Genomic DNA, 25,605 nt, shown 5'->3' on the forward strand with positions numbered 1-25,605 from the left:
GTCGAATCCCCCGCCGACCGCTGGCGGGCCCAGCGGTAAGAGCCGTCACGCGGCTCGCTTCACACTTGTCGGATACGTCTTGAATCTCCCCGCGCTCATTGCCCCCATAGCTGACGATATGAAAGCCGTCGATGCGGTTATCCGCGAGCGGCTGAATTCCGATGTGGTTCTGATCCGCACGATCGGCGACTACATCATTGGAGCGGGCGGCAAGCGCATGCGCCCGGCCATGGTGCTGATGGTGGCGCGCGCCCTGGGCTACGAAGGCACCCATCACCAACTGCTGGCCGCCGTCGTGGAATTCATCCACACGGCCACGCTGCTGCACGACGACGTGGTGGACGAGTCCGACCTGCGCCGCGGGCGCGAAACCGCCAACGCCGTGTTCGGCAACGCGGCCAGTGTCCTGGTGGGCGACTACCTGTATTCGCGGTCGTTCGAGATGATGGTCGAGGCCGACTCGATGCGCATCATGAGCATCCTGTCCGAAGCCACCACCGTGATCGCCGAGGGTGAGGTGCTGCAGCTTCTGAACGTGCATGACCCGGACGTCTCGCAAGAGCGCTACCTGCAGGTGGTGCGCTACAAGACCGCCAAGCTGTTCGAAGCCGCCGCCCAGGTGGGCGCCGTGCTGGCGGGCGCCACGCCCGACCAGGAGGCCGCCGCGGCCGCCTATGGCCGCCACGTGGGCACCGCGTTCCAGCTGGTCGACGACGTCCTGGACTACAGCGGCGACGCCGCCGCGCTGGGCAAGAACGTTGGCGACGACCTGCGCGAAGGCAAGCCCACGCTGCCGCTGATCCGTGTCATGGAAGTGGGTACGCCTGAACAACAGCAACTGATCCGCGACGCCATCAAGACGGGCGACGCCGACTTCGCTGCCGTGGCCGCCGCCATCCAGGCGACGGACGCGCTGGAACACGCCCGCCTGGCCGCCGTGGCCGAGGCAGATCGGGCCCGTGAAGCCCTTTCGATCTACCCCATTTCCCCTTTTCAAAATTCTCTGTTAGAATTCTGCGCTTTCGCGGTGAATAGAGATCGCTAGCAAAAAAGGCGGTTGGAAATTCACTGAGGTTGTACCAACCGGGTGGTCTGAGTGATCAGGCAGCCTGTAGCGAAAAAGCAGTAAAGAAAGTGCGGTGAAACGTTTAGTGGGTCTGAGCACCGCTAAATGAGTAGTCAAGATCGGGGCGTAGCTCAGCCTGGTAGAGTACTGCGTTCGGGACGCAGGAGTCGGAGGTTCGAATCCTCTCGCCCCGACCACTTCATGTGGTCGAGAATTCAAGAAGGTGTTTCCCGACACCTTCTGGCTGAAAGCCGGTATCGCGCAAGCGCTGCCGGCTTTTTTGCATTTGCGCGGATTGTTTTTACAAGAAGTGCAATGCAAGAGGTGCATTGCAAGAAGCGCATTGCAAGAAGCGCATTGCAAGAAGCGCCGCGTATCGCACAACCACCTGTTGTCTGCCATGTTGTCCACGGCCCGGCCATTTATTACCGGGCGATGAAAACCCAGGCATGTCTCGTGCTGATAATGGTGCGTGCTGATCCAGTTTGGTGCATCTTTTTTATATTGCCTGACGCAATTACTAAATAAGCTACCGATCTGGATAATGATTTTTCAGTTTGGTTAAACCAGACTAAGAAAAACGTCTTTTCATATTTGATTACATGAAACGGCCGTCTCATGTTGCGGTTTGTGTAATGAATGTAATTTTTCTAGGGATTTCCCGGGTTTTTTACGGGTTGTCCTGATTTATTTCCGCAGCAATAAAAATATTTAGAAAAAAGTTTGCTGCGTGACCCCTCTACGATGCCCAGGCTCGCCAACCGGATAGTTAACCGGGTACCGAGCCAAATTCATTTTTAGCAATACGTCCGCCCCTATACGGCAAGGGTATTTCGATTTCATGTCGAAGTGCTCGCTTCGGGGCGTCGATTTCTAGTGTCTGCGACACGACGAAAACAGTGAGGTCCCCCGTGGTAAAGAGAATCGCAGTGTGTGGCCTTGGATATGTCGGCCTGCCCGTGGCAGTGGCATTTTCCAGGCGCTTTGATGTCATCGGCTTTGACGTGGACAAGCGGAGAATCGCACGGCTGAAAGAGGGTGATGACTGGACTGGCGAGATCGAACGCGACGTATTGCTTGCCTCCCCCATGCAGTTCACCGACCAGTTGTCCGAACTGGAAGGCTGCGACTTTTTCGTAGTGGCTGTCCCGACGCCCGTCGACGAGAAAAACAATCCCGACTTTTCCCTGCTGGTTCGGGCGTGCCAGGCCATCGGCCCCGTGCTGCGCCCCGGCTGCATCGTGGTCTTCGAGTCGACCGTCCACCCCGGCGCCACCGAGGAAATCTGCGGCCCGGAACTTGAGAAGGCATCCGGCCTGCGCGCCGGCGTCGACTTCAAGCTGGGCTACAGCCCCGAGCGCATCAACCCGGGCGACCGGGAGCATCCGCTGGAGAAGATCGTCAAGATCGTGTCCGGCCAGGACGAGCAATCGCTGGAAGTGATTGCCGGCGTGTACGAGCAGATCATCGACGCGGGCGTGCACCGCGCCTCCTCGATCAAGGTGGCCGAAGCGGCCAAGGTGCTCGAGAACACGCAGCGCGACATCAACATCGCGCTCATGAACGAGATGTCCAAGATCTGCGATCTGGTCGGCATCCGCACCTCGGAGGTCCTGGCGGCCGCCGGCACCAAGTGGAACTTCCTGAAGTTCACGCCCGGACTGGTGGGCGGCCACTGCATTGGTGTCGACCCGTACTACCTCACGTCCAAGGCCCAGGAACTGGGCTATCACCCTGAAGTCATCCTGTCCGGCCGCCGCATCAACGACGGCATGGCCGCGCACGTCGCCTCGCGCCTGGTGCAGCAGCTTGCACGCAACGGCCGCCTGAACGCCACCACCCGCGTCGGCATCCTGGGCATGACCTTCAAGGAAAACGTGCCCGACATCCGCAACTCGAAGATCGTCGATCTGTACCACGCGCTTGGCCAGTACGGCATCACGCCGGTTGCGTGCGATCCGATGGTCGATCCGGAGCAGATGGAGCACGAGTACGGGATCAAGCTCGTCGACCGCGGCGACTTCCGCGACATGGACGTCCTGATCCTGGCGGTGCCGCACCGCGAAACCATGGAAACCATCTGGGAAGACCTGCCGCAGCTCGTCAAGAACGGCGGCATGGTCTGCGACTTGAAGTCGGTGCTGGATGCCAAGCGCCTCCCGGCCGACCTTTTGTACTGGACTCTCTAGTTCAGGCTCGTAATCCATCAATACAGGAGAGACCCTGAATGACCGCATTTACCATCGCTCCCATCGGAACCTGCCGCATCCACACGCCCCTGCGTGATGCCGTGGGCCGCTACCCGATCAAACTTCAGCTCGGCCGCAACTACGGATTCGTGCACACGGCCGCCGAAGCCCTCCAGCAGGCGCGCTTCATGTTCAGCCAGAGCGACATCCCGGCTGACGTGCAGCGCCTGATCTTCCGTCCGTCCAATGGCGAGCAGGCTCGCCAAGGCACGCACAAGCCGGCTGACCTGTACATGGTCGAGCTGTCCTCGCGCAAGCTGCTCACGATCGACGGACACCCTATCCAGTCCAACTATCTGGTCCGCTACTTCAGCGAATTCTTTGCCGACCGCGCCCGCACCCGCGCGTTCTGGTCGATGGCCGTGGCCGATCGCCTGGCCGAGCGCCGCGCGCAGCTGGATCAGGATCCGGTCTTCAAAAGCTTGAACGCTGAAGACCGCGATCTGCTCGCCCGCGTCGTCAAGCGCGACCAGACGGACGAGGAGATCGAGCAGGAGATGCGCCAGCTCGTCGAGCTGCTGGGCCGCGACAAGGTCGTGTTTGTCACCCACGTCAACGCCCACACGCCGGACAACGTGCCGATCGAACAGCGTCAGCAGCTGATCGCCGCCATCTCGGCCGCCGCGCAGCGCATCGGCGTGCCGTGCTATGACCCGACCCCGCTGATGAACAAGCTGGGCCAGGCCGACGCCATGGAAGACGGCGGGCTGGACCTGACCCATTACACGCCGGCCTTCGCCGAGCGCCTGTATACCGACTGGTACAAGAACTTCATCCGTCCGCGCATGAGCTCCTCGACCCCGCAGGTCTCGGTGCCCAAGCTGGGCGCGGAAGAAAGCGTCGAACGCATCGAGAAGCTGTGGGACTCGGGCGAGCTGCGCGAAGCCTCGCGCCGCGTGCGCGATGTGCTGCGCCGCTACCCCAGCCTGCCGGATCACGTCGTGCTCTTCGCGCGCATTCAGGAAGAACTGGGCGACTACGAGGGGTCGTTGGCCCTTCTGGGCAGCGCCGATGCGCTGTCCTCGGGCAGCAAGGCCGAGCAGATCCTGATGCGCAACCAGTTCAAGCTGGGCCGCTACGACGTGGCGTACTCGCTGGCCGCAGGCCTGCTGGGTGACGAGATCGAAACGCCGGAAATCGTCCGCATCGCGGCGGTGTCCGCCGGCCACCTGGGCTATGTGGACGAAAGTCTGGGCAACTGGAAGCAGCTGTTCCGCATCTCCGAACCGACCGACACGATGGCGGTGGAAGCGGCCGACACGGTGCTGTCCCTGCTGCAGACGGGCGGCGACATGGAAGCGGCGATCCGCTGGGTGCACGAAGTGCGCGCGGCGATCCCGAACTACGGCCGCGGCTTTGCCGTGCTGTGGCGCGACCGCCTGCTGGCAGGCGACCGCGACGCGCTGCGCGACCTGGCGGGCGAACAGCCCAAGCTGGAAGAGGGCGACGCGCTGGAGCTGGTCAAGGAAGCCTCGTGGCGCGGTTGCATCATGGCCGCGGCAACGCTGGCAGCCTCTTGCGGCCTGGCCAAGAGCGAGAACGAAGAGATCAGCGCATGGCTGCAATCGCAGTCCGCGACGTGGGCCGAGGAAGGCAACCGCGCCCTGGAAGAAGGACGTCTGCGCGACGCCGCCGAACGCATCTGCGCGCACCGCCTGCTCAATCCCGACGCGCTGGCCGGCGCCCGTGCACAGCGCGCCTTCGAACGCGCCATGCGCCTGGGCGTGCGTGCCGCGCTGGTGGCCGGCAACCACAAGGAAGTGATCGACCTGACCAACCTGGCCATCGACACCAACGTGGACTTCCCCGAACTGCACGCCATGCGTGGCCGCGCGGCTGACGCGCTGGGCGACAAGAAGACGGCGATGCGTCACCTGGAAGTGGCCGCCTCCGGCGATGCCGCTCCGTTCAGCGCCAAGCTGCACTTTGCCCGCGTTGCCTTCAATGGCGGCTGGTTCGGTGAAGCGATCGACGCGTACAAGGATGTGCTGGGTCATTCGGGCGCCGATCAAAGCGCCAAGGACGAAGCCGAACGCCAACTCGGCCGGCTCGGCCCGCGCGCCATCCGTGGCGCTCGCGAGATCCTGTCGAACGGCGATCATCAGGCCGCTTGGAAGCTGCTGGACCGCGTCGCGCAATCGTGGCCCGGCATGCCGGAAGTGGACCACGAAAAGCGCCGCATCCTGGCCTATCTGTACGCCGAAGCGCGCGCGCTGGAACCGTCCAGCACGACCGAGCGCCTGGCGCTGGGCGAACGCATCGTGTCGCTGGTGCCGGATGATCCCATCGGCCTGCGCCTGGCCGCGGTCGGCGCCATGCGTCTGCACCGCTTCGAACAGGCCCTGCCGTACTGGAAGCAGTTGCAGGAACGTTCCGAGAACCCGGCCCAGTATGACCACTACATCGAGCGCTGCCTTGTCTGGATCGAGAAGATCAACCGGAGAAAGGCAGCATGAATCCCCCTCTGATAACCGAGCGAGTGGACGCCAAGTCCGATCTTCAGCAAGTTCAAGCGCAGTTGGAGGAAATCGTTGCGGCATCGGGGCGGGTTCAAGTCGCTCAGGACAACCTGGCGCGGGCCAAGCAGCTTGCCCGCGATCACATGGAAGACTCGAAGGTCCGCTTCCTCCTGCTCCGCCTGCAGGAGTCGGCGGGTCTGAACGAGGGCATGGCCGAGCAGTGGGCCACGCTGCTCGAGGAGTGCCCGGATGACCTGCAGATCGTGCGCTACTGCGCGACGCGGCTGGTGAAGGAACGGCACCTGGACGAAGCCATGGCGCTGGTCGACCGTCACCTGCCGGCCGAGACGACGAATCCGGACCGCCTGTTTGCGCGGGCGAAGCTGCTGAGCGACATCCGCGCGCACGAGCAGTCGGACGCGCTGTTCCGGCGTCTGATCTCGCAGCACACGGATCGCAACATGCGCGTGGAGTTCGCCAAGCGCCTGCGCAAGCGCGGCCTCCTGGCCGACGCGTGGGACGCGATCGCGCCCGTGGCCAAGCACCTGACGCCCGGCAGCAAGGCGGCCGAACTGGCCGAGGGGCTGGCCAGTGACTACGCGTTCTACCAGCGCTTCGAATCCGAAGAGGGGCTGGCGGGCAAGGACGTGCGCATCGTGTCGATGAAGCACGCGATCCTGCACTTTCGCAACCGCAAGATTGCGGAAAACACGCCGGAAAAGCCGGTGTCGGTGGCGCTGGTCACCGGCAGCCTGGGACCGGGTGGCGCCGAGCGCCAGCTGACCCGCCTGGCGGGCGAGCTGACCCGCCTGGCCGCGTCCCCGGAACTGCAGCCGCCCGACATCCTGATGCGGCCCAAGAAGGTCGAGGTGCTGGTCAAGCAGCACACCGAGCCCTCCGGGTCGCCCAAGAAACAGGACGACTTCTTCCTGCCGGTGCTCATCAAGGCGCAGATTCCGGTCACGGAGATCAACCGCCTGCCGGCCATCTCGGTGGCGCACCAATCAGTGCCCGAAGGCAACCTGGGCCGCCTGCTGGAACAGCTGCCTCCGCCGGTTCACTATGGCGTGACGCGGCTGGCGCCGGTGTTGCGCGCCAACCGTTTCGACGTGGTCAGCCTGTGGCAGGACGGCACGTGCCTCTTTGGCGCCCTGGCGGCGCTGTTGGCCGGCACGCCGACGATCCACCTGGTGTTCCGCGGCCTGCCGCCGAACATCCGCAAGGACCGTTTCCGCGAAGAGTATCCCGAGCTGTTTCAGGCGCTGGCCCTGGTGCCGGGCGTGGTGTTCGTGAGCAACAGCCGCAAGGCCGCGGAAGCGTACGCCGAGTGGCTGGACCTGCCGCTGGAACGCTTCCACATCCTGTACAACGGCGTGCCGGATCTGGCGACCGATGCCTCGGACGCCGACAAAGCCAAGTGGGAAGCCTTCCACGAGCGCACCAAGGACGCCACCGAGACGATCGGCGGCGTGTTCCGCCTGGAGCCGGACAAGCGTCCGCAGCTCTTCATCAAGTTGGCGGCGCTTTACCTGAAGGAACGGCCCCAGGCGCGCTTTTTCCTCGTGGGCGACGGACGCCTGCGCGAGAACATCGAGGCGCTGGCGCTGGAGCACGACGTGCTGGAGCGCCTGTTGCTGGTGGGGCTGTCGAATCACGTGGGCTTCTGGTATTCGAAGATGGACGCCAGCGTGCTGTTGTCGCGCTACGAAGGCCTGCCGAATGTGCTGATCGAGGCCCAGTTGCTGGGCGTGCCGGTGATTTCCACGCCGGCCGGCGGCGCGGAAGAGTGCTTTGTCGAGGACGAGACGGGCCACCTGCTCAGCTGCGTGGATCATCCCGACATGCACGAGGCCTGCGAGAAGGTCCTGAACATGGTGGACCAGGTGCGCAGCAATGCGGACATGCGAGCAAATAGCCGCCAGCGGGCGCAGAAGCTGTTCTCGCTGGACGCGATGCTCACGAAGTTCATGAGCATCTGCATGCCCGCCATGACCGAGTCCGAGAACGACGAGCGCATTGACGTTGCGCCCAAGCGCCTGATGCAGGCGTGACGGGTAGTTGCTCTTTTTAAAAGTGCTGAAGTTGAAGGAACCTATGCTAATGAACGTCCCGGCCCTGGGCGCGCGGCGCCATGCGACGCTTGCCATGCTGCTGCTTGCAGCGCTGACACTCACGGGTTGCCAGCTCCCACGGTCCGGCCCGATGCTTAGCGAAATGACAGGGGCTCACGATGACAAGGACGTCATCGTGATGCCCGTGTCGCGCGAACTCGCGCGAAAGAGCCGGGTGCCTGATGTGGCGGACTTTCCGGTGCGCTACCGCGATCTGACGCAGGCGGGTTTCGACAAGCTGGTGCCGGGTGACGGCATCAACGTGAAAGTGTGGGAACGCGGCGGTCTCGGCGTGTTCGCCGCGGACCCGTCGGGCGTCAGTGATCTGGGTAACCAGGACATCGACAGTGCCGGCAACGTTACGTTTCCCATCATCGGGAAGTTCCGCGCCGAGGGCCTGACGCTCGGCAAGTTGCATGACGCCATCGTGGCGCGCCTGAGCAAGCTCGTGGTCGGCGCCGACGTCAGCGTCACGCGCGCGGCCGACGCGCGCGGGCAGATGGTGACGGTGCAGGGCAACCTGACCAAGCCCGGCATGTATCCCATCACGCAGACCGCCCAGCGCCTGAGCAGCGCGCTGGCGCAGGCCGCGCCCGTGCAGACCAACCCCGAACAGCTCATCATCAGCCTGCGCCGCGACAGCCAGGTGGCCTCGGTGCGGCTGGCCGACATCTACCGCAACCAGAACAACGACATCCTGTTGCGCTCGGGCGATGTGATCACCGCCTACGACGCCAAGGAATTCCTGACCGTGCTCGGCGCGGCCGGCCAGCAGGGCCGCGTGGAAATCAGCAAACGCAATTACAGCGTGCTGGACGCGCTGGCGGACTCGCGCGGCCTGGACGACAAGCTGGCCGATCCGCGCTCGGTGTTCCTGTTCACGCCCGCGCAAGCGGGGGCCGAAGGCAAGCCGGACTTGCTGCCCGTCGTGTACCAGTTCGACCTCACGCGGCCGGAGCAGGTGGCGCTGGCCCGCGAGTTCACGGTGCATGAAGGACAGGCCATCTACATCTCGGACGCGCCGTTCACGCAGGTGCAGAAGGTGCTGTCGGCCTTCCGCGTCACGATGAGCGCCGGCTTCAGCGCCACGCGAGCCATCGACAGCGATTCGGGCGGCGGTTCGACCGGCGTTGCCCAATAACGCGTCCATGAGCAACGAGGATCGGATAAAGGGCTGGCGCTCGCGCCGGAAGGACAACAGCTACACGGTGGGGTCTGGCGTCGCCAACTGGCGGCTGGATCCGGCCGCGCTGTTCGAAGCCAAGGCCCCGCCGGGCGTGCTGTTCAAGCCGCTGCTAGCCCGCCTGCAGGGCGAGCCGCACGACTCCGTCGCGGCGCGGCGGGCGGTGTACGAGGCCGTGCAGGCGGAGCTGGACGCCGAGATCGTGCGCAGCCAGGTCGACGAGACCCTGGCGGACTTCTCCCGGCGGCGCCTGCGCATCATCGTGCGCCTGCTGGAGCAGGACATCCGCGCGGGCGTCGAGGTGTTTGCGCCGGGCTACATGCCGGCCAAGCTGGTGGCCGAGGATGAGCGGCTGGCGGTCGCGCATGCCCGCCGCGTGGAACGTCGCAAGCAGGAAGAGGCGCGTGAAGCGCGCCGCCATGCGTCACGCAACGACATCGCGCTGGAGATCGAGGTTGCGCAGAGCGAAGCGGGTGATCTCGCGATCCTGCGCGACCGGCTGCGCTCCCTGCATAAGGGGCATTCGGAGGACACCGCCGGCCATCGGCCGATCGGCCGCACGCTGATGGCGATGTTCATCTACCAGCTGCGCGTGATGCACGGCGAAAGCCGCATCGCGCTGGTGTGGGCGCTGGTCGGCCCTGTCGTGCTGCTGACCCTGATTTCGTCGCTGTACATCCTGATGGGCACGCACTACATCCTGGGAATGGACGTGCAGACGTTCTCGCTGTTGGGCGCGACGACCTGGATCATGTTCCGTCAGATCGCGTTCCGCAGCAGTACGGCGTATGTCTCGGCACGCGGCCTGCTGAATTTCCAGGGCGTCACGCCGCTGATGTGCGCGCTGGTGCAGGCCATGATCTACGTATCGGTGTATGTGGTGGTGTTTGGGGTGCTGATCACCGGGGGCCATGCGATCGGGCTCATCACGCTGCCCAAGAGCTGGGCCGGCTTCATTCTTTTTGTGGTCCTGATGGGCGTGGCGGGCGCGGCGATGGGGGTGCTGTTCGGGTCGATTGCGACCTACTGGCACTTCTTCCTGCGGCTGGCGCCGATCATCGAGCGCTTCCTGCAGATTTTCGCGGCGGTGTTCTTCGTGTCGGAGCAGTTTCCCGAGCAATTGCGGCCGTGGATGCTGTGGTCGCCTCTGGCGCACGGCATGCAGTTGCTGCGCTCGGCGTACTTCCATGCGTACGAGTCGCACGATGCCAGCCTGGGTTACTTCCTGACCTCGCTGGTGTTCATGATGGTGATCGCGCTGGTGGCAGAGCGCCTGGCCCGTCCCAACGTTCAGCCAATGTGAGGGTGAAAAAGATGATCCATCTCAATGGCGTAACCGACGAACCCTATTCCTTCGGCAGCAGGCAGCCGCTGCTGGCCAACGCTACGCTCGACATCCCGGCGGGGCGCTATGCGCTGCTGTCGCCCGCGCCGGAGATGCACCGCCAGCTGGTGGACGTGCTGTGCTGTCTGCGTCCGCCGCGGCAGGGCTTCGTCAAGCACGACGGCAATGTGTCGTGGGCGATCGGCCGGCAGGGCTTCATCCGCGGCAAGGCCAGCGGGCTGTCCATGATCGATTTCGTCAGCGAAATGTACGAGATCGACCCCGACGCCACGTATGAACTGGTCGCGGACCTGATCAGCGATCCGAAGATGCTGGCCAAGCCCATGGAGCATTGGCCGCTTTATGTGCGGCAGGAGTTTTCGTTCGCGCTGGCGCTGGCGCCCGCGTTCGATGTCTACGTGATCGAAGGGAGCATCCCCTTCGAGCCCTGCCGTTTCACCCGGCTCTGGCTGGCGCTTTTTGAAGAGCGCCTGGTCGGCCGGACACTCATTTTTTCCAGTTATCGCCAGAATCAGTTGGCGGATTATTGCTTCAAAGGCTTGATCTATGAACGAAGCGCGCTCAGCATCGACGACGACCTCGACCAGTGCCTCCGCAGGTATCCCCCGCGACGATCACGGAGCGACTCCGGCACAGGCGACGACGTCCTCGGAGGCGGCTTCGACGAAGGCCAACTCGGGTTCTGACGGCGGCTCCGAGATCGAACGCCGCCGCCGCGAACGGCAGTCGGCCCTGCGCGAGCGCCGCCGCCATCGCTGGATCAACGCGGTGATCGTACTGGTGCCGGTGGTGCTGGCGGTGATCTACCTGTTGATCGTCGCCACGCCGCGCTATGAGGCGGAGTCGCGGTTCTTCGTGCAGTCGGCGTCCGGCCAGCAGGGCGGTGGCGGCGCAGCCGCCAGTCTGCTCACGACGGGCAACTCGGGCGGCATGCTCGGCGGATTTGTCGATGGCTGGGCAGTTGCGGACTTTCTGAAGTCGCGCGACAGCATGCAGCAGCTGGACAAGAAGGTCGGTCTGCGCCGCTATCTGATGAACGATGGGCTGGACCCGTTCAACCGCCTGGCCGAGGATTCCAGCGAAGACGATCTGTACCGCGCCTATCAGGCGTCGGTGCACGTGTCGTTCAACGCGCTGGAGCAGATCGACGTGCTGCGCGTCAGCGCGTTCTCGTCGGAAGACGCGGCCACGCTGTCCCGGGAGCTGATCGGCCTGGCCGAGCAGTTCGTCAGTTCGATGAACGAGAAGGGCGTGGCGGACAAGCTGAAGGTGAGCGAAGAGTCGGTCAAGTTTGCCGAGGAAAAGGCGCTGGCGGCGCGCGATGCGCTGACGACGTGGCGCACCAAGCACGGCAACATCGACCCCAGCGCGACGGTGTCGATGCTGCTGAACCTGTCCAGCCAGCTTGAAGGCGAGCTGAGCACCGCGCAGATCAATCTGGACAAGATCCGCGCGCTGGATAACAAGGACCATTTCATGCTCAAGCCTGCGCAGATGCAGGTGACGGCCCTGAAAAAGCGGCTGGCATCCGTGCGTCAGCGCCTGAGCGGCGACGGCAACACGGAAGCCAAGCAACTGAAGGAATATGAGGCGCTGCGCAATGCCCAGGTGTTTGCGGATTCCAACCTGACGCTGGCGCAGCAGTCGTACCAGCAGGCGATGACGGACGCGCTGCGCCTGCAGCGGTATCTGTCGATCATCGCGCAGCCGGTGCCGACGGATCGGCCCAGCAGCCCGCGCACCGGCATCCTGCTGTTGCAAGCGCTGGCACTGGGATTTGTGCTCATGTTCATCGCTCGCGTCGCGATGGCTTTGTTGAGGGGGCTGCGTCATGGTTGATACGGTCATCGAAAGCCGCCGGCCGGACGCCGGCGCCGAACCGCAGGACGCCACGGCGCGCCTGCGCGAGGTCATCGGACAGATCCGCGCGTCGGCAGACCCGGCGAGCGGCATGACCGCGCTGGAACCGGCGCTGCGCCCGGCCAAGGACGGCTGGCGCGAGGTCCGGCGGCTGCTGGTCTCGCCCGACGTGAAGGAGGGCAAGCTGGCCTCTGCCATCGCGGCGCTGGAAACGCTTGTTGCGGTGTATCCCGCGCGGGTGGACGACAGGCGCCTGCTCGCCAGTCTGCTCGGCCGCCTGGAGCAGTGGGACAGGGCGATCGCCGAAGCCGATGCCGCCGCCGGCATCGAGCCCGGCAATGCGTCGCTGCATGCCGCGCGCATCCAGATGCGTGTGCAGGCGGGACGCGTGCCCGAGGCGGCGGAAGTCGCCCGCACGACCCTCCCGCTGGCGCAGAGCGCGCCCGAAGACGCTTATGCGTGGATGATGGCCTTCGTGCGCAATGGGGACGTCGCCGAAGCCTCTGGCATCGCGGCGTCGCTGGATCCGGACAAGCTGCCCAATGAACGCGTGGCGACGATGGCGGTACGCGCATTGCTGGCCGACGGCCGCACTGCGGCTGCAATCCGTCTGGGCGACGGCGCGCTGCGCGCGGGCCAGGATTGCGCGGCGCTGCGATCGTCGCTGGGACTGGCGCATCTGCGGCGCGGCACCGAAGACGATCGCAAGACCCATGCGCTGACGCACTTCGAGGCCGGCCTGCAGGCCGCGCCCGACGATGTGCGGCTGCTGACGCTGCACGGCGAAACCCTGCTGCGCGCCGGACGCTACAAGGATTCCGTGGCACCGTTGGCGCGCGCCATCGAACTGGCGCCGGATCTTGAGCAGACGCGAGGCCTGTATGCCCGCGCGCTGCGCTACACCTTGCAGTACGACGCGGCGGCCGAACAGATGATGTTCCTGCTGAAGAAGTCGCCGGACAACTTGCTGTGGCAGCGGTCCGCCATTGGCGCGCTGTCGCAGGCCGGGCGCAAGGACGAGGCCGAGGCGCTGTTCGAGCAATACGTCGCCAAGCGTGGCGCGCGGCTGCCGGAGACCTTCCAGGAAGCGTTGGCGCGCATGGAAGAACAGCTCGACACCGCGCCGATTCCGCAGGCGCGGCTGGACTGGGCCTGGTCGATGCGCGGCGACACCAGCATCGATCGCGCCACGTGGGAACGCCGCGCGCGTTGGGGCCACATGATCGACCATCTGCTGTTCGACTGGCTCGAATGCCGCGAGGAGCGCGTCGAAGAAGCGATGGCCATGCTGGGTGAGCTCGATACCGGCGAGCGCTTCTTCGCGCCGCTGCTTGCCGCCGGCCGCGGCGTCGTGGTCGCCACCGCCCACGTCGGGCCGATGTATGCGGGCCTGATGGCGCTGGAACTGGTCGGCATTCCGTCGCGCTGGCTGGCGTCGGCGCCCAGCATCGCCCGCAGCAGTTACGCCGAGGCGCTGATCTCGACGGCCGACCAGACCGAGGCGCAGGTCGCCAAGGCCTGCATGCGCGCGATCAACTCGGGCTTTGTGCTGTGCCTGGCCATCGACGGCGCGGCGAATCCCGCCGCGCCGCGCACGACCTTCGAAGGCCAGGACGTCACGTATTCCGGATTCGCGGCGCATCTGGCGCACCGGATGGGTGTGCCGTCGGTGTTCTACGCGCCCCGCTGGGAGAACGGGCAGGTGGCCTACACGCTGGAAATGCTGCCGGCCGCCAATCCCGGCGAGGACGCGGACGCGTACGCGCTGCGCTGGCAAAAGGCGTACTTTGAACGGCTGCGCGAGCATCTTGCCGGCCCGCCGGAGAACCTGCGGTTAAGCGGCGGCATCTGGCGCCATGTGACGGCGGCGGATCCGTCCGCGTGAAATTTGAGGGAGCGGTTGCGATGCGACTTCGAAAGACAGTGATGGTGTGGCTGCTGACGCTGACCGGCTTGTATGGCGGGGCAGCGGCAGCAAGCGGGCAATGCGCGGCGCCCGATGAACACTGCCCGTTCGTAGCCAGCTTGCTGGCGCAGCGCGAAGGATATGGCGCCAAAGCCACGGGCGGTCTGGGCGGCAAGTTCATCGAGGTGACCTCGGACCAGGACGCCGGACCCGGTACGCTGCGCGCCGCGCTGGCACAGGCCCGCAAGGGACCGGCATGGATACGCTTCGCGTCCGACATGACGATCGTCCTGAAAACCCAGTTGCGTGTTCCGTCCAACACGACCATTGACGGCCGCGGCAAGCGTGTCGCCCTGATCGACGACGGCCTGGGCGTGTACGGCGCGAAGAACGTCATCCTGACGCATCTGACAATCGACGGGCGGCTCACGCGGCTTACGCAGGCCGTGAATGTGGCCAATGACAGCCGCGATGTGTGGGTCGACCACATGGACCTGTCGCGGATGTCGGACCGCCTGCTGAACGTGAAGAACGGCTCGACCGACGTGACGATCTCTTGGACGAAGTTCCACAACTCGAACAAGGTCATGCTGCTGAACAACATCACGTCCAAGAATCTCTTCCAGAACTACGAGCGCGATTCGATTGCGCGCGTGACGCTGCATCACAACTATTTCTTCAACACCGTGCAGCGCAATCCGCGCGCACAGTTCGGCACCTTCCACCTGTTCAACAACCTGCTCGAAAACTGGGACTTCTACGGCATGAGTTTCAGCCTGGAGGCCAAGGCGCTGGTCGAAGGCAACATCTTCAACAACGACGCACAGCGCAAGTGCGTCGAGCCCGAGTTCTACCCCACGGTGGAAGGCATCAACGTCAACTACTGCCGCTACATCCCGATTGCGCCGGCACGCAGCGCACTGGACAACGGCGACTCCGATCGCGGCGCCTATGAAAAGCGCAAGGCGGATCACGGCTACACCCGCGATTTCAAGGCCTTTCTGCGGTTGAAGGACAACCTGTATCTGGGCGATGCCAAGCCGGTGCTCAAGGACTATCGCCCCGAGTCGGCGCCGACGCCGTCTTACTGCTACGGCTACGAGAAAGCGACGCCCGAGCTGGCCGAGAAGATTCGCAAATTTGCCGGTAATACGTCGGGCGATACACCCTTGCCGGCAACGCGCACCGGCGCGGGTTGCCCGGGCTGAGGTATGCTCGTCCCCGCGCTGATTTTGTAGTTTTCTGATTGTGCGCATTTCCACAAGAAATCAGGATTTCTTGCGTGATTTCATCAGGTGAGGAACCATGTCCGACATCGTCGTATTCGTTCGTAACAAAGCACGCTTTGGCGACCAGATTGTGGCGTTTCCTGCGCTGTACCAGGTCAAGAAACTGTGGCCGGACAAGCGTGTCCGCGTTGTCTCGCGGTTTGACGTGGAGGCCTTCTATACGCAGCTGCCATGGGTGGATCAGTTCGTCCGCGCAGAAGCATTCGGCGATCAGGTCAAGGCGCTGCCCCCACGCGCCAGCGCGTCGTTGACGCTGCATCATTCCAGCGAGCGCTTTGCGCTCATCAACCTGCTGCGCCGGCCCAAGTTGCGGCTGGGCTTCAGCAACCGCCGGCTCGGCGACTGCGTCTGGACGCACTCCCACGCCAAGGACATCCGCGAATACATCGGCCTGGCAAACCTGCGGCTGCTGTCCACGCTGCAGGAACACGATCCCGAAGCGATTGCGCGCCAGTGCTTCGTCGAAATCGGCCGACCCTGTGCGGGCAAGGTGCAGCCGGCCGACATCGTCCTGATTCCGGGCGGCGGCGCCGGGCAGTTCAAGCGGTGGTCGCTGGATCATTATGTTGCGCTGGCCGACCTGCTGCAGGCGCGGCTGGGCGGCACCGCCAATTTCACGTTTGTCCTGGGTCCGGCCGAAGCGGCCGAGCGCCAGCGCCTGAAAGACATGAATCGGCCGGACTTCCGCCTGGAATGCTCCCGCTCCGTGGCCGAGCTGGTCGCACTGATGCAGGACGCGCGGCTGATCGTCTCCAACGACTGCGGCCCTTCGCATATCGCGCAGGGGCTTTGCGTGCCCTACGTGGGCGTGTTCAACGAATCGAATCCCGAATGGTTCTGGGCGCGCGATTACACCCGCGACGTCGTGCCGGAAGCAGGATCGAAAGCGATCAATTCGATTCATCCGGGGCGCGTGTTCGAGGCGTGCATGGCGGTGCTGGCCCGGTAGCGGTCTGACGCGGCCCGCCAATGAAAAGCAGCCACCCGATCCGGGTGGCTGTTGTCTTTCGGCGTTCAGGGTGAGCGGGTCACCCCGGACGTCATGTCATCACACCCCGATCGGACCGCCGTCGGCACGACGGATCACCACCGTCGACGAACGCGGGCGGACGACGCCCGTGGTGGCGGTGGTTGCATCTTCCGTGTCGTAGGCCGGCCAGTTCACCGGGTGCTGGATGTTCAGGAAGATGCTGGTGTAGTCCGGCGTGAAGGCAAAGCCCGTGACTTCGGCTTCGTTCGGGCCGACAAAGAAGCGGCGCAGGTCGGCCTGGTTGGTCGCGTTGATGGCCGGGCCCGTGCCGGTGCTGTCGGCCAGCGCGCCGGGGATCACGGCCAGCATCTGGTCGTTGGTCGCCTTGGCCACGTTGTTGTTGCGGCCGCCGTCGATGCCGTTGTCGGTCTGGATCCACAGGATGCCGCGCGGGTCGATGCCGATGCCGTCCGGGCTGGCCAGCTGGTTCAGCGTGGTCAGGCCGGAACGGTTGGTGTCGGCGTCGGCGCCGGCGTCGGAGCCAAACACGAAGATGTCCCACTTGAACTTGGTCGAGCCCGGCTCGTCGTGCCAGCGCACGATGTGACCGTTGACGTTGTTCAGGCGCGGATTGGCCGGGTTGGTGCCGCGGCTGGCGTTGCGGCTGGAGTTGTTCGTCAGCGTCAGGTAGATGTCGCCGTTGGTCGGGTGCGTGGCCGTCCATTCCGGGCGGTCCATCGGCGTGGCGCCGACGAAGTCCGCGGCGCCGCGGGTGTTGATGATGATGTTTTCGAGGCTGCCGAACTCATCGGCCAGCGTGCGGCCGCCGGCGCCCACGGTCGTGCCGGTGAGCGCGATCCATTGGCCCGTGCCATCGGCGTCAAAGCGCGCGACGTACAGCGTGCCCTTGTCCAGGTACTTCGCGCCCACCGCGAGACGGTCGGTGCGCTCGGCGTCCTTCGGATCCCACACGGCTTCCGACACGAAGCGATAGATGTATTCAAAGCGCGAATCGTCGCCGCTGTAGAAGGCGAGCGGCTTGCCGGCTTCGGGCAGGCCGTAGGCGCAGCCCTCGTGCGCGAAGCGGCCCAGCGCGGTGCGCTTGGTGGCGATGCTGTTCTCGTTGTAGGGATCGATTTCGACCAGGTAGCCGAAGCCGTTGATCTCGTTGCGATAGTCCTGCGTGAAGTCGGCGCCGGTCTCGGTGATGTTGAAGCGCGCGAACTCGCCCTGGACTTCCAGCGGGTCGTTGGCGCCCGTTTCCCATTCGTAGCGGCCCTTGTCGTTCGGCACGCCGACGCGCTGCTGGTGCGCGGGACGCGTGCCGGTGTTCACGAAGCACGCGGCCCAGTTTTCTTCGGCCGTGATGTACGTGCCCCACGGGGTGTAGCCGTTGCCGCAGTTGTTGTTGGTGCCGCGCACCATCGTGCCGTTGGGCGAGTACGGGGTCTTGACCCAGTCCGTGCCGCCGACGGGGCCGGCCAGTTTCATCGGCGTGGCCGACGTGAAGCGGCGGTTGTAGCGCGAGTTGTGAACGATGGTCCAGCGGCCGTTCTCAAGGCGCACGTGCAGGATTGCGACGCCGTGCGCGTTGATTTCCTTGCGGATTTCCTCGATGGGGCGCTTGCCGGCGAGGGTGGTCGCGCCGTTCGGGTGCAGCGCCTTCTGGTCGATGTATTCGTGGTTGACCGCCAGCAGGCCCTCGGTGGAGCTGCCGTTGATCGGGAAGAAGTGCATGCCGTCGTGGTGCATGCCGGTGGAGTTCAGCAAGTCAGTCGAGCTGTTGTTGCCGTTGCGGTCCCACGGATTCGCGTTGTCGTTGAACGGCGTGCCCCACGGTGCGAACACATGGGCGATGTAGCCGGCCGGCACGACACAGGCGTCGGTCATGGAGGTGGGCAGGGACTCGAAGCCCAGCTTGACCGGGGCCGGCGCCGGAGGCGTCTCCGTGCCGGGCTGTTCCGGCGCGGGGTTCTGGCCACCGTTGCCGGCATCGTCGTCATCGTCGTCGCTGCCATTACAGCCGGCAAGACCGAGGCTGGTCATCGTCGCGAACGCAGCGGCGATACCGCCGCGCATCACCATGCGGCGGGACATGTTCTTTTCGAGAATCTCGCTGAACGGGGTGCTCATGCTGGGATTGCGGACGGTCTTGTCGGAGATGGACTTGCTCATTTGAACTCCTGGCTTTGGGTCTGATGCCCGATGGGGACGAGCAATACTAGAAGTCCGAAATGAAAGGTTAATGACAGATGACTGAAACCTGTTGCGCCTGCGCCATCTTGTCCAAAACAAAAGGCTGACGCCGCATGCGCGGGCGTCAGCCTGTGGATGCAAGGGCGGGCGTGCTTATCGGTTTTCGTCGTCCATCGTCAGCGCGCCGTTCTTCATGATGCCTTGCGCGATTTCCTCGGCGGACTTGCCCGCAAAGCCATGCTCGCCTGCGGTGATGCGCAGGCTGTCGCCGTCCAGCGGGCTCATCAGCGTGGCCGAGGACAGCAGAATGCCGTTTGCGCGGAACTGCACGCGCTGGCCCACGCGTTCGCGCGTGAAATTCGCCAGCGTCTTGACGCTGTCAGGCTTGAGCTTGATGTCGACGACGCGCGCGTTCGTGTGCGGATCGGCGCCGGGCGTGACCTGCTCGACCTGCAGCGTGACGGACTCGGCGTGGGCGGCGAAGGGCAGGGCGGCGGCGAGCGCCGCGGCCAGTGCGCTGGCCAGAACAGGATGTCGCATTGATGGCATGGGGACGCTCCTTCTGATGGACGACGCTCCATCCTATACGGATCGCGGCAGACGGGGATGACCGTCTGATATATTCCTGACGAAATTTTGCCGGCGTGCGCCACGCTGGCGCCGGTGAGGAGTGACCATGATTGCACGCGCCACCTGTCTGTTGTCCATCGCCCTGCTGGCCGGTACTGCGCAGGCCGGCGCCGCGCCCGCATCGCTGTCGTGCATATCAGAGAGCGGCAAGGTGGCGTTGAAGGGCGACATTCCTTCGCCGTCTTCCGAAGAACTCGCGCTGACGCTGACCTATGCGACGGCCACGCTGTCGTTCACGTCGGATGAGGCGCCCGGTTATGTCGTCGCCAATTTCCCGCAGTCGGTGTTCACGCTGGTCGCGCCGACGGATGGACAGGCGCTGACGCTGTATGCGCTACCGTCCACCGTGGCCGTGAAAAAGACGGCTGATGGCGACATGGCCGGCACGTTCCAGGCCCGGCTGCTGGGTCCGCGTCCCGGCGGCAAGGCGGCCAGCGGTTATCCGGCGCCGCTGCAAGCCACGTTGAACTGCGACTACCGGTATTCGCTGTAAACCGCGCGCCGGCGTCATTCCCCTCCCTCGTTTTGCGCGAAGCCTGCCGGATTTGACGGGCGGGATGCCGCACGCCCACAATCGGCCGAACGACCACCCGCAGGCGGATCTTCGATTTCCGCCGCCACCATCCCGGAGGACATCTTATGGCAGACGCTGACCCCAAAACCCCGACACCAACCCAGGCGGAAACCCAGGCGCTGTTCGACCAAGGTCTGGAACTGCGCCGTGAAGTGCTCGGCGCCGATTACGTCGACGGCTCGATCGCGCGCGCCAACGATTTCATGATGGCGTTCCAGCACATCACGACCGAATGGTGCTGGGGCTACACCTGGGGCCGCCCCGGGCTTGAGAAGAAGACGCGCAGCATGCTCAACCTGGCCATGCTGACGGCGCTGAACCGGCCCGCCGAGATCAAGCTGCACGTCAAAGGTGCGCTGAACAACGGTGTGACGGTCGAGGAGATCAAGGAGATCCTGCTGCAGGCCACGGTCTATTGCGGCATTCCCGCGGGTCTGGACGCTTTCAAGGTGGCCAACCAGGTGCTGGAAGAGGAAGGCGCGTTCAAGGCGCAGCAGGGATGACTCGCCCCGGCACTGGGCCGGCGCGCCCTTGAAACTGGGGAAAAACTGAAAGCGGCGGGAAGAACGGCGGATTTCACGCGGTTCTTTCCTGCTTGCCCGCATCGGGAGCGGGCTATGATGACTTGTAATCCGATGTGTTACAACTACAAAAATTTTGAAATAACCGGCACATGTTTCGCTGCGGGCTTGCGCGCACGGCGAGACTGCGTCTGACATCACGCGTTTGCGCCTTGGGCGCTGACGCATTTTCCGGCATAGTTTGTGACGGCAAGGCCCGGCCGGGTTCCGTCGCGATAGCAGTATGGCTACACAAACGCAGTTTCCCGCTCCCACGCGCGTGATCGCTGCCTTCGACTTCGACGGCACGCTCACTCAGCGCGACACATTCATTCCCTTCCTGGCCCATCTGTCGTGGGTCGGCTTGCTGGCGGCGTTCGTGCGGACCGCGCCGGCGCTGACGGCGTTCGCGCTGCGTCTGCGCAGCAACGAAGACGCCAAGCAGTCGCTCTGCCGCGCCGCGCTGCGCGGGCGCTCGCGCACCGAGCTGGCCCGCATCGCCCGCGCGTGGGTGCACACCATTCCGCTGCGGCCCGCGCTCATCGAGCGGCTGCGCTGGCACCAGCAGCGCGGCGACCGCTGCGTGCTGGTCAGCGCCTCGCCCGACATCTACCTCGACGACGTGGCCCGCTACCTCGGGTTCGACGACCTCATCTGCACGCGAATGGCGGTTGATGCGCAGGGCCGTCTGACCGGCGACTTTGACGGACACAACTGCTGGGGCCCTGAAAAGTTGCGGCGCCTGACCGAGCGCTACGGCGGTCCGGACCAATATGAACTGCACGCCTACGGCGACAGCCGCGGCGACCAGTGGCTCATCGACGCGGCCCAACATGCCTGGTACCGCGGGCAGGCGGTCAAGCCATGAGGGCGCTGATTTCCCTGCTGCGTCCGCAGCAATGGCTGAAAAACGGCTTCGTGCTGATCGGCCTGATCTTCAGCCACGGATGGACGAACCCCGCGCTGGTGTTTGCCGTGGGCGTGGGCTTTGTCGCGTTCTGCCTCGCGTCCAGCGCGGTCTATGTCCTGAACGACTATCACGACCGCGCCGCCGATGCGGCGCATCCCAAGAAGCGGCTGCGCGCCATTGCCAGCGGACGGGTCGGCCTGCCCGCCGCCCGCGCGCTGATCGTCGTGCTGTTTGGCTCGGCGCTCGGCCTGCCGCTCGCGTGCGGGCTCTGGCCCGTGGCGCTGGCCGTGGCCGGCTATCTGACCCTGAACATTGCCTACACCCTGAGCCTGAAGCACAAGGTGCTGGTCGATGTGTTCTGTATTGCTGCGGGCTTCATGATCCGCCTGGCTTGCGGCACCTTTGCGGTGGGCATCATCCCGTCGCGCTGGATGCTGCTGTGCAGTTTCATGCTGACCCTGTTCCTGGGTTTTGCCAAACGGCGTGCCGAGATCGCGTCGGCGCCTCTCGATGCCCCGGCATCGCAAGGCAGCACGCGCACCGTGCTGCGCCACTATTCGCCGCAGCTGCTGGACATCCTGGTGGGCATCACCGCCAGCACGACGCTGCTGGCGTATGGCCTCTATACGGTGGACGACATCACCGCCGCGTTGCACGGCACGCAGCACCTGATCGTCACGCTGCCCATCGTCACCTTCGGCGTCTTCCGGTATATCTACCTGCTGTACAAGGGGGGATCGGGCGAAGAGCCGGGTCGCGATCTGCTCGCCGACAACCAGATCCGCCTTGCGGTGCTGGCCTGGGTGGCGGTGGTGGTTTTGCTGGTAAGGACGTAGACATGGCATATCTTTGGCTGATTCTCAGCGGGGCCTGCAGCGTGGTGGCCAGCGTGGCGCTCAAGGCGGCGGGGTCCGCCGCAGCCCACGGGCCCACACCGTCCCTGCTGACGCAGGCGCTGCCCTATGCGGGCGCCATCGGCGCGTACGGCCTGGGCTTTGGTTTCTACGCGCTGGCGCTGCGCCAGCTCGATCTGACGCTGGCGTATCCGCTGATGGTGGCCTGCGCGATTGCGGGCGTGTTCGTCTACGGCCTGCTGTCCGGCACGGAGACCATCACGGCCATGCGGATGGCGGGCGCGGCGTTCATCGCCGTCGGCGTCTTCCTGGTCTCGAAGTAGGCGCAGCCATGCAACGCCTGTTTCAAAGCGCGTGGTATCGCGGGTTCCTGCTGTGCTGCGCCTACGTCGTCGTGGCGGCCGCCGTGATGAACGGGTTCTACACCAAGTGGCGGCTCAACGACGGCCATGCGGCGCTCGGGCTGTCGCAGATGGTCGAGGGCACGGCCCACCGTCCGTATGTGTATCGGCAGTTCGTGCCCGCGCTGGCCAACGGCATCCAGGCGTTGCTGCCGCCGGCCACCGTGGCGCGCCTGTCCGAGCGTCTGGCCGAACCTCGGCGCGTGAACAGCCGTTCGGGTCTGGCGATGCGCTATCCGGCGTCCGAGGCCCTGCTGCCGGCAGTCACCTTGCGCTACCACCTCGTCTACTACCTGACGTTTGCCGCGCTGTTGGCTTCGCTGTTCGTCATGCGCCGCGTGGCGCAGCAGGCGGGGGCGGGTGCGGTGGCCGCGACGGCAGCGCCTGCGGTCCTGGCGATGATGGTGCCGTTCTTTTTGACCGAGGGCGGCTACTTCTACGATTTCGTCGAACTGCTGTTCATCATGAGCGCCGTGCTGCTGGCGCTGGGCGCCTCGCGCCAGACGCCGGTCCGGCTTTGCGCGCTGGTGGCGCTGGCAGGGCTGGCGACGTGGAACAAGGAAGCCTTCTTCTTTTTCACGCCCGCCCTGTACCCGCTCTTGCGGCGCAACCTGCCGCGCCTGCCGGCGTCGGGCGTCGTGACGGTGCTGCTGCTGGTGAGCGGTTGCGTCTATCTGGCGCTGCGCATGCGTTACGCGGGCAATCCCGGATCCACCGTGGATTTCCAGCTGTGGGACAACCTGCGCTACTACGTTGACCCCCGCAACTGGCTGCTTACCGAGAACACCTATGGCGTTCTGCTGCCGCGCGGCTTCAGTCTCTTCAGCATCCTGGCCTTCGCGGGCATCGCCATCAATGGCTGGCCGCGGCTGCCAGATGCCCTGCGCGGGCACGCGAAGCTGGCGCTGGCCATCAACGTGCCGCTGTTCCTGTTGTTTTGTTCGCCCGGCGAAATGCGCAATCTGAGCATGCTGTATCCGGCACTGCTGTGCCTGCTGGCGCTGGCGCTGGCAAAGTGGCTGGGGCCGCAGACCGCGCCCCAACCGGCCGTCTCCCTGGAAGTCCGATGATCCGTTTTTTCAATAGCGTGGGCTACCGCCGATTCCTGTTGGCGATGCTCTATGTCATGGTCGCCGCGGCGGCCTTCAATGGTTTCTATACCAAGTGGCGCCTGAACGACGGGCATGGTCCACATTCGCTGGCGTCCATGGTCGACGGCACCGCGTACCGGCCTTACGTGTACCGCCAGTTCGCGCCGGCCATCGCCAATGGCATTCAAGACCTGATGCCGGCCGCGACCGTCGAGCGACTGTCCGAGCGGCTGACCGACCCGCGCCGTGTGAACAGCCGGTCAGGGCTGGCCATGCGTTTTCCCGCGTCGGAAGCGATGCAGGCGCCTGTGACGCTGCGCTATCACATCGTCTATTACCTGACCTTCCTGGCGCTGCTCGGCTCGCTGTTCGCCATGCGGTCGGTGTGCCTGCGGGCGGGCGCCAGCGCAGCCGCCGCCACCGCGGCGCCGCTCGTCATTGCGTTGCTGCTGCCGTTCTTTCTGACCGAAGGCGGCTTCTTCTACGACTTCTTCGAAGTGCTGTTCATGGCATGCGCGATTCTGCTTGCCTGGCGCATCCCGGTCGAACGCCCCGTGCGCGCGGCCGGGCGGCTGGGCTTGCTTGCCGTCGTTGCCGCAATGGCGACCTGGAACAAGGAGGCGTTCTTCTTCTATGTCGTCACGCTGTATCCCATTCTTCGGCTCAGCCTGCCGCGCCTCAAGGCTGCAACCGTCGTGGCGGGGCTGGTGTTCGTCTGCGGCTGCGTGTATCTGGCGCTGCGCGTGCGCTACGCGGGCAACCCGGGCGGTGCGGTGAGTTTCCAGCCGGGTGCGAATTTCTTCTACTTCCTGGACCCCGGCAACTGGTTCCGCACCGAAAGCACCTACGGCGTCGCGCTGCCCAAAGGGCTGAGCGCCGTGATGGTGTTGATGATCGCGGGCGTGGCCGTCACCGGCTGGCGCCTGCTGCCCGCGCCGTTCCGGTTGCACGTGCTGATGGCGCTGGCGGTCAATGTGCCGCTCTTTCTGCTGTTTGCCGCCGAGGGCGAGGCGCGCAACTTGAGCATGCTGTATCCGTCGCTGCTGGTGCTGATGGCAATGGCCTTGACGGCCTGGATGAACACCGCCGCGCCGACCGCGGCGGGCGTTGATCGCGCGCAAGCGTAATCGGCGGTGCGCGGGTTTACCCCATACCCGCTCATCACCAAAATTTGTATGATGACCCGATAACTTCTATTCAAGAGACATCGTCGTCATGCCTGCTTCGCCGCGTCTGCTGTTCGTTGCCCGTCCCTGCCGCCCGGGGACATTCCATGACTGAAGAAGCCCGCATCCGCGAAGAAATCTGCACCATCGGCGCAAGCCTCTATGCGCGTGGCTATACCGTCGGCGCGGCCGGCAACATCAGCGCCCGGCTGGACGACGGATGGCTCATCACACCCACCGACGCCTGCCTGGGCCGGCTGGATCCCGCCGAGCTGGCCAAGGTCGATCTGGACGGCAACTGGGTCGCCGGCGGCAAGCCGTCCAAGACCTTGCTGCTGCATCAGGGCATCTACCGCGCCAGCCCGGATTCCCGCGGCATCGTGCATACGCACTCCACCCATCTGGTCGCGCTGACGCTCGCGGGCGTGTGGCGTCCGGACGAGGTATTGCCGCCGATCACGCCCTACCAGGTCATGAAGGTGGGTCGCATCCCGTTGATCGGCTATCGCCGTCCGGGCGATCCGCAGGCGGCAGCCGAAGTCGCCGCCGTGGCGGGGGAGGTGCGCGGCGCCTTGTTCGAGCGGCTGGGCCCGGTGGTCTGGGAAAAGTCGGTGTCCCACGCGTCGTTTGCGCTCGAGGAACTGGAAGAAACCGCCCGCCTGTGGCTGATGACTCAGCCGCGTCCCGAGCCGCTGACGGACGAGGCCATCGAGACCCTGCGCGCCACGTTCGGCGCCCGCTACTGATCCGCTTTTTCGTACAAAGCCTGCCGGCCGCGACAGCGC

At 65.0% G+C, this 25,605-nt stretch carries 22 protein-coding genes and 1 tRNA gene; 21 read left to right on the forward strand and 2 right to left on the reverse strand.

What is annotated here, in order from left to right:
* The first annotated feature begins 79 nt into the window (after positions 1–79).
* The 13 genes from ispB (at position 80) to HV681_RS05335 (ending at position 16,417) form a co-directional block, all read left to right on the forward strand.
* The gene (ispB, locus tag HV681_RS05275; protein WP_175122096.1) at positions 80–1,045 is read left to right on the forward strand and encodes an octaprenyl diphosphate synthase; all 966 of its coding nucleotides are present in this window, start codon (positions 80–82) and stop codon (positions 1,043–1,045) included.
* A gap of 141 nt (positions 1,046–1,186) precedes the next feature.
* Positions 1,187–1,263, forward strand: a tRNA-Pro gene (locus HV681_RS05280).
* A gap of 4 nt (positions 1,264–1,267) precedes the next feature.
* Positions 1,268–1,594: a hypothetical protein gene (locus tag HV681_RS05285; RefSeq protein WP_175122097.1), complete on the forward strand. Its 327-nt coding sequence runs from the start codon at positions 1,268–1,270 to the stop codon at positions 1,592–1,594.
* Positions 1,595–1,995: 401 nt separating this feature from the next.
* Positions 1,996–3,255, forward strand: a complete 1,260-nt coding sequence (locus HV681_RS05290; RefSeq protein ID WP_175122098.1) for a nucleotide sugar dehydrogenase — start codon at positions 1,996–1,998, stop codon at positions 3,253–3,255.
* A gap of 38 nt (positions 3,256–3,293) precedes the next feature.
* Positions 3,294–5,771: a hypothetical protein gene (locus HV681_RS05295; protein ID WP_175122099.1), complete on the forward strand. Its 2,478-nt coding sequence runs from the start codon at positions 3,294–3,296 to the stop codon at positions 5,769–5,771.
* Positions 5,768–7,825, forward strand: coding sequence for a glycosyltransferase (locus HV681_RS05300; protein WP_175122100.1), 2,058 nt, complete (start codon positions 5,768–5,770; stop codon positions 7,823–7,825). The genes HV681_RS05295 and HV681_RS05300 overlap by 4 nt, the downstream gene beginning before the upstream one ends.
* A 43-nt stretch (positions 7,826–7,868) precedes the next feature.
* Positions 7,869–9,026: a polysaccharide biosynthesis/export family protein gene (locus HV681_RS05305; RefSeq protein WP_175122101.1), complete on the forward strand. Its 1,158-nt coding sequence runs from the start codon at positions 7,869–7,871 to the stop codon at positions 9,024–9,026.
* A 7-nt stretch (positions 9,027–9,033) separates the two neighbouring features.
* Complete coding sequence (locus tag HV681_RS05310; RefSeq protein WP_175122102.1) at positions 9,034–10,371, forward strand: ABC transporter permease; 1,338 nt, start codon at positions 9,034–9,036, stop codon at positions 10,369–10,371.
* 11 nt (positions 10,372–10,382) lie between these two features.
* Positions 10,383–11,099 carry a hypothetical protein gene (locus HV681_RS05315; protein WP_056559922.1) on the forward strand — a complete coding sequence of 239 codons (717 nt, stop codon included), beginning with the start codon at positions 10,383–10,385 and terminating at the stop codon, positions 11,097–11,099.
* Positions 11,100–11,220: 121 nt separating this feature from the next.
* On the forward strand, positions 11,221–12,252 hold the full coding sequence (locus HV681_RS05320) for a KpsE/RkpR family capsule polysaccharide export protein (RefSeq protein ID WP_175122775.1): 1,032 nt from the start codon (positions 11,221–11,223) through the stop codon (positions 12,250–12,252).
* Positions 12,245–14,158: a tetratricopeptide repeat protein gene (locus HV681_RS05325; RefSeq protein ID WP_175122103.1), complete on the forward strand. Its 1,914-nt coding sequence runs from the start codon at positions 12,245–12,247 to the stop codon at positions 14,156–14,158. Before HV681_RS05320 ends, HV681_RS05325 begins: the two co-directional genes overlap by 8 nt.
* A 20-nt stretch (positions 14,159–14,178) precedes the next feature.
* Complete coding sequence (locus HV681_RS05330) at positions 14,179–15,387, forward strand: pectate lyase family protein (protein WP_175122104.1); 1,209 nt, start codon at positions 14,179–14,181, stop codon at positions 15,385–15,387.
* Between the two features lie 97 nt (positions 15,388–15,484).
* Positions 15,485–16,417, forward strand: coding sequence for a glycosyltransferase family 9 protein (locus HV681_RS05335; RefSeq protein ID WP_175122105.1), 933 nt, complete (start codon positions 15,485–15,487; stop codon positions 16,415–16,417).
* A 99-nt stretch (positions 16,418–16,516) separates the two neighbouring features.
* On the opposite strand, the gene HV681_RS05340 is transcribed toward HV681_RS05335, so the two are convergent.
* Both HV681_RS05340 and HV681_RS05345 read right to left on the reverse strand, forming a co-directional pair.
* Complete coding sequence (locus tag HV681_RS05340; RefSeq protein ID WP_175122106.1) at positions 16,517–18,613, reverse strand: PhoX family protein; 2,097 nt, start codon at positions 18,611–18,613, stop codon at positions 16,517–16,519.
* 174 nt (positions 18,614–18,787) lie between these two features.
* Complete coding sequence (locus tag HV681_RS05345) at positions 18,788–19,183, reverse strand: SecDF P1 head subdomain-containing protein (protein ID WP_175122107.1); 396 nt, start codon at positions 19,181–19,183, stop codon at positions 18,788–18,790.
* A gap of 127 nt (positions 19,184–19,310) precedes the next feature.
* Between HV681_RS05345 and HV681_RS05350 the strand changes: the two genes are divergently transcribed.
* The 8 genes from HV681_RS05350 (at position 19,311) to otnC (ending at position 25,566) form a co-directional block, all read left to right on the forward strand.
* Positions 19,311–19,757 carry a hypothetical protein gene (locus HV681_RS05350; RefSeq protein WP_175122108.1) on the forward strand — a complete coding sequence of 149 codons (447 nt, stop codon included), beginning with the start codon at positions 19,311–19,313 and terminating at the stop codon, positions 19,755–19,757.
* Between the two features lie 146 nt (positions 19,758–19,903).
* On the forward strand, positions 19,904–20,341 hold the full coding sequence (locus HV681_RS05355; RefSeq protein WP_175122109.1) for a carboxymuconolactone decarboxylase family protein: 438 nt from the start codon (positions 19,904–19,906) through the stop codon (positions 20,339–20,341).
* A 301-nt stretch (positions 20,342–20,642) separates the two neighbouring features.
* Positions 20,643–21,266: an HAD family hydrolase gene (locus HV681_RS05360; RefSeq protein WP_175122110.1), complete on the forward strand. Its 624-nt coding sequence runs from the start codon at positions 20,643–20,645 to the stop codon at positions 21,264–21,266.
* On the forward strand, positions 21,263–22,144 hold the full coding sequence (locus HV681_RS05365) for a decaprenyl-phosphate phosphoribosyltransferase (RefSeq protein ID WP_175122111.1): 882 nt from the start codon (positions 21,263–21,265) through the stop codon (positions 22,142–22,144). The genes HV681_RS05360 and HV681_RS05365 overlap by 4 nt, the downstream gene beginning before the upstream one ends.
* A gap of 2 nt (positions 22,145–22,146) precedes the next feature.
* Positions 22,147–22,485 (forward strand): DMT family transporter, encoded by a 339-nt coding sequence (locus HV681_RS05370; protein ID WP_175122112.1) that lies wholly within the window; start codon positions 22,147–22,149, stop codon positions 22,483–22,485.
* An 8-nt stretch (positions 22,486–22,493) separates the two neighbouring features.
* Positions 22,494–23,633, forward strand: a complete 1,140-nt coding sequence (locus tag HV681_RS05375; RefSeq protein ID WP_175122113.1) for a hypothetical protein — start codon at positions 22,494–22,496, stop codon at positions 23,631–23,633.
* A complete protein-coding gene (locus HV681_RS05380) occupies positions 23,630–24,781 on the forward strand; it encodes a hypothetical protein (protein ID WP_175122114.1) in 1,152 nt (383 codons plus the stop codon). The genes HV681_RS05375 and HV681_RS05380 overlap by 4 nt, the downstream gene beginning before the upstream one ends.
* Before the next feature lie 146 nt (positions 24,782–24,927).
* Entirely contained in the window at positions 24,928–25,566 is a 639-nt protein-coding gene (gene otnC, locus HV681_RS05385) for a 3-oxo-tetronate 4-phosphate decarboxylase (RefSeq protein ID WP_175122115.1), read from the forward strand.
* Positions 25,567–25,605 lie beyond the last annotated feature (39 nt).

The sequence above is a fragment of the Achromobacter animicus genome (assembly GCF_902859585.1).
Taxonomy (GTDB): domain Bacteria; phylum Pseudomonadota; class Gammaproteobacteria; order Burkholderiales; family Burkholderiaceae_B; genus Achromobacter; species Achromobacter animicus.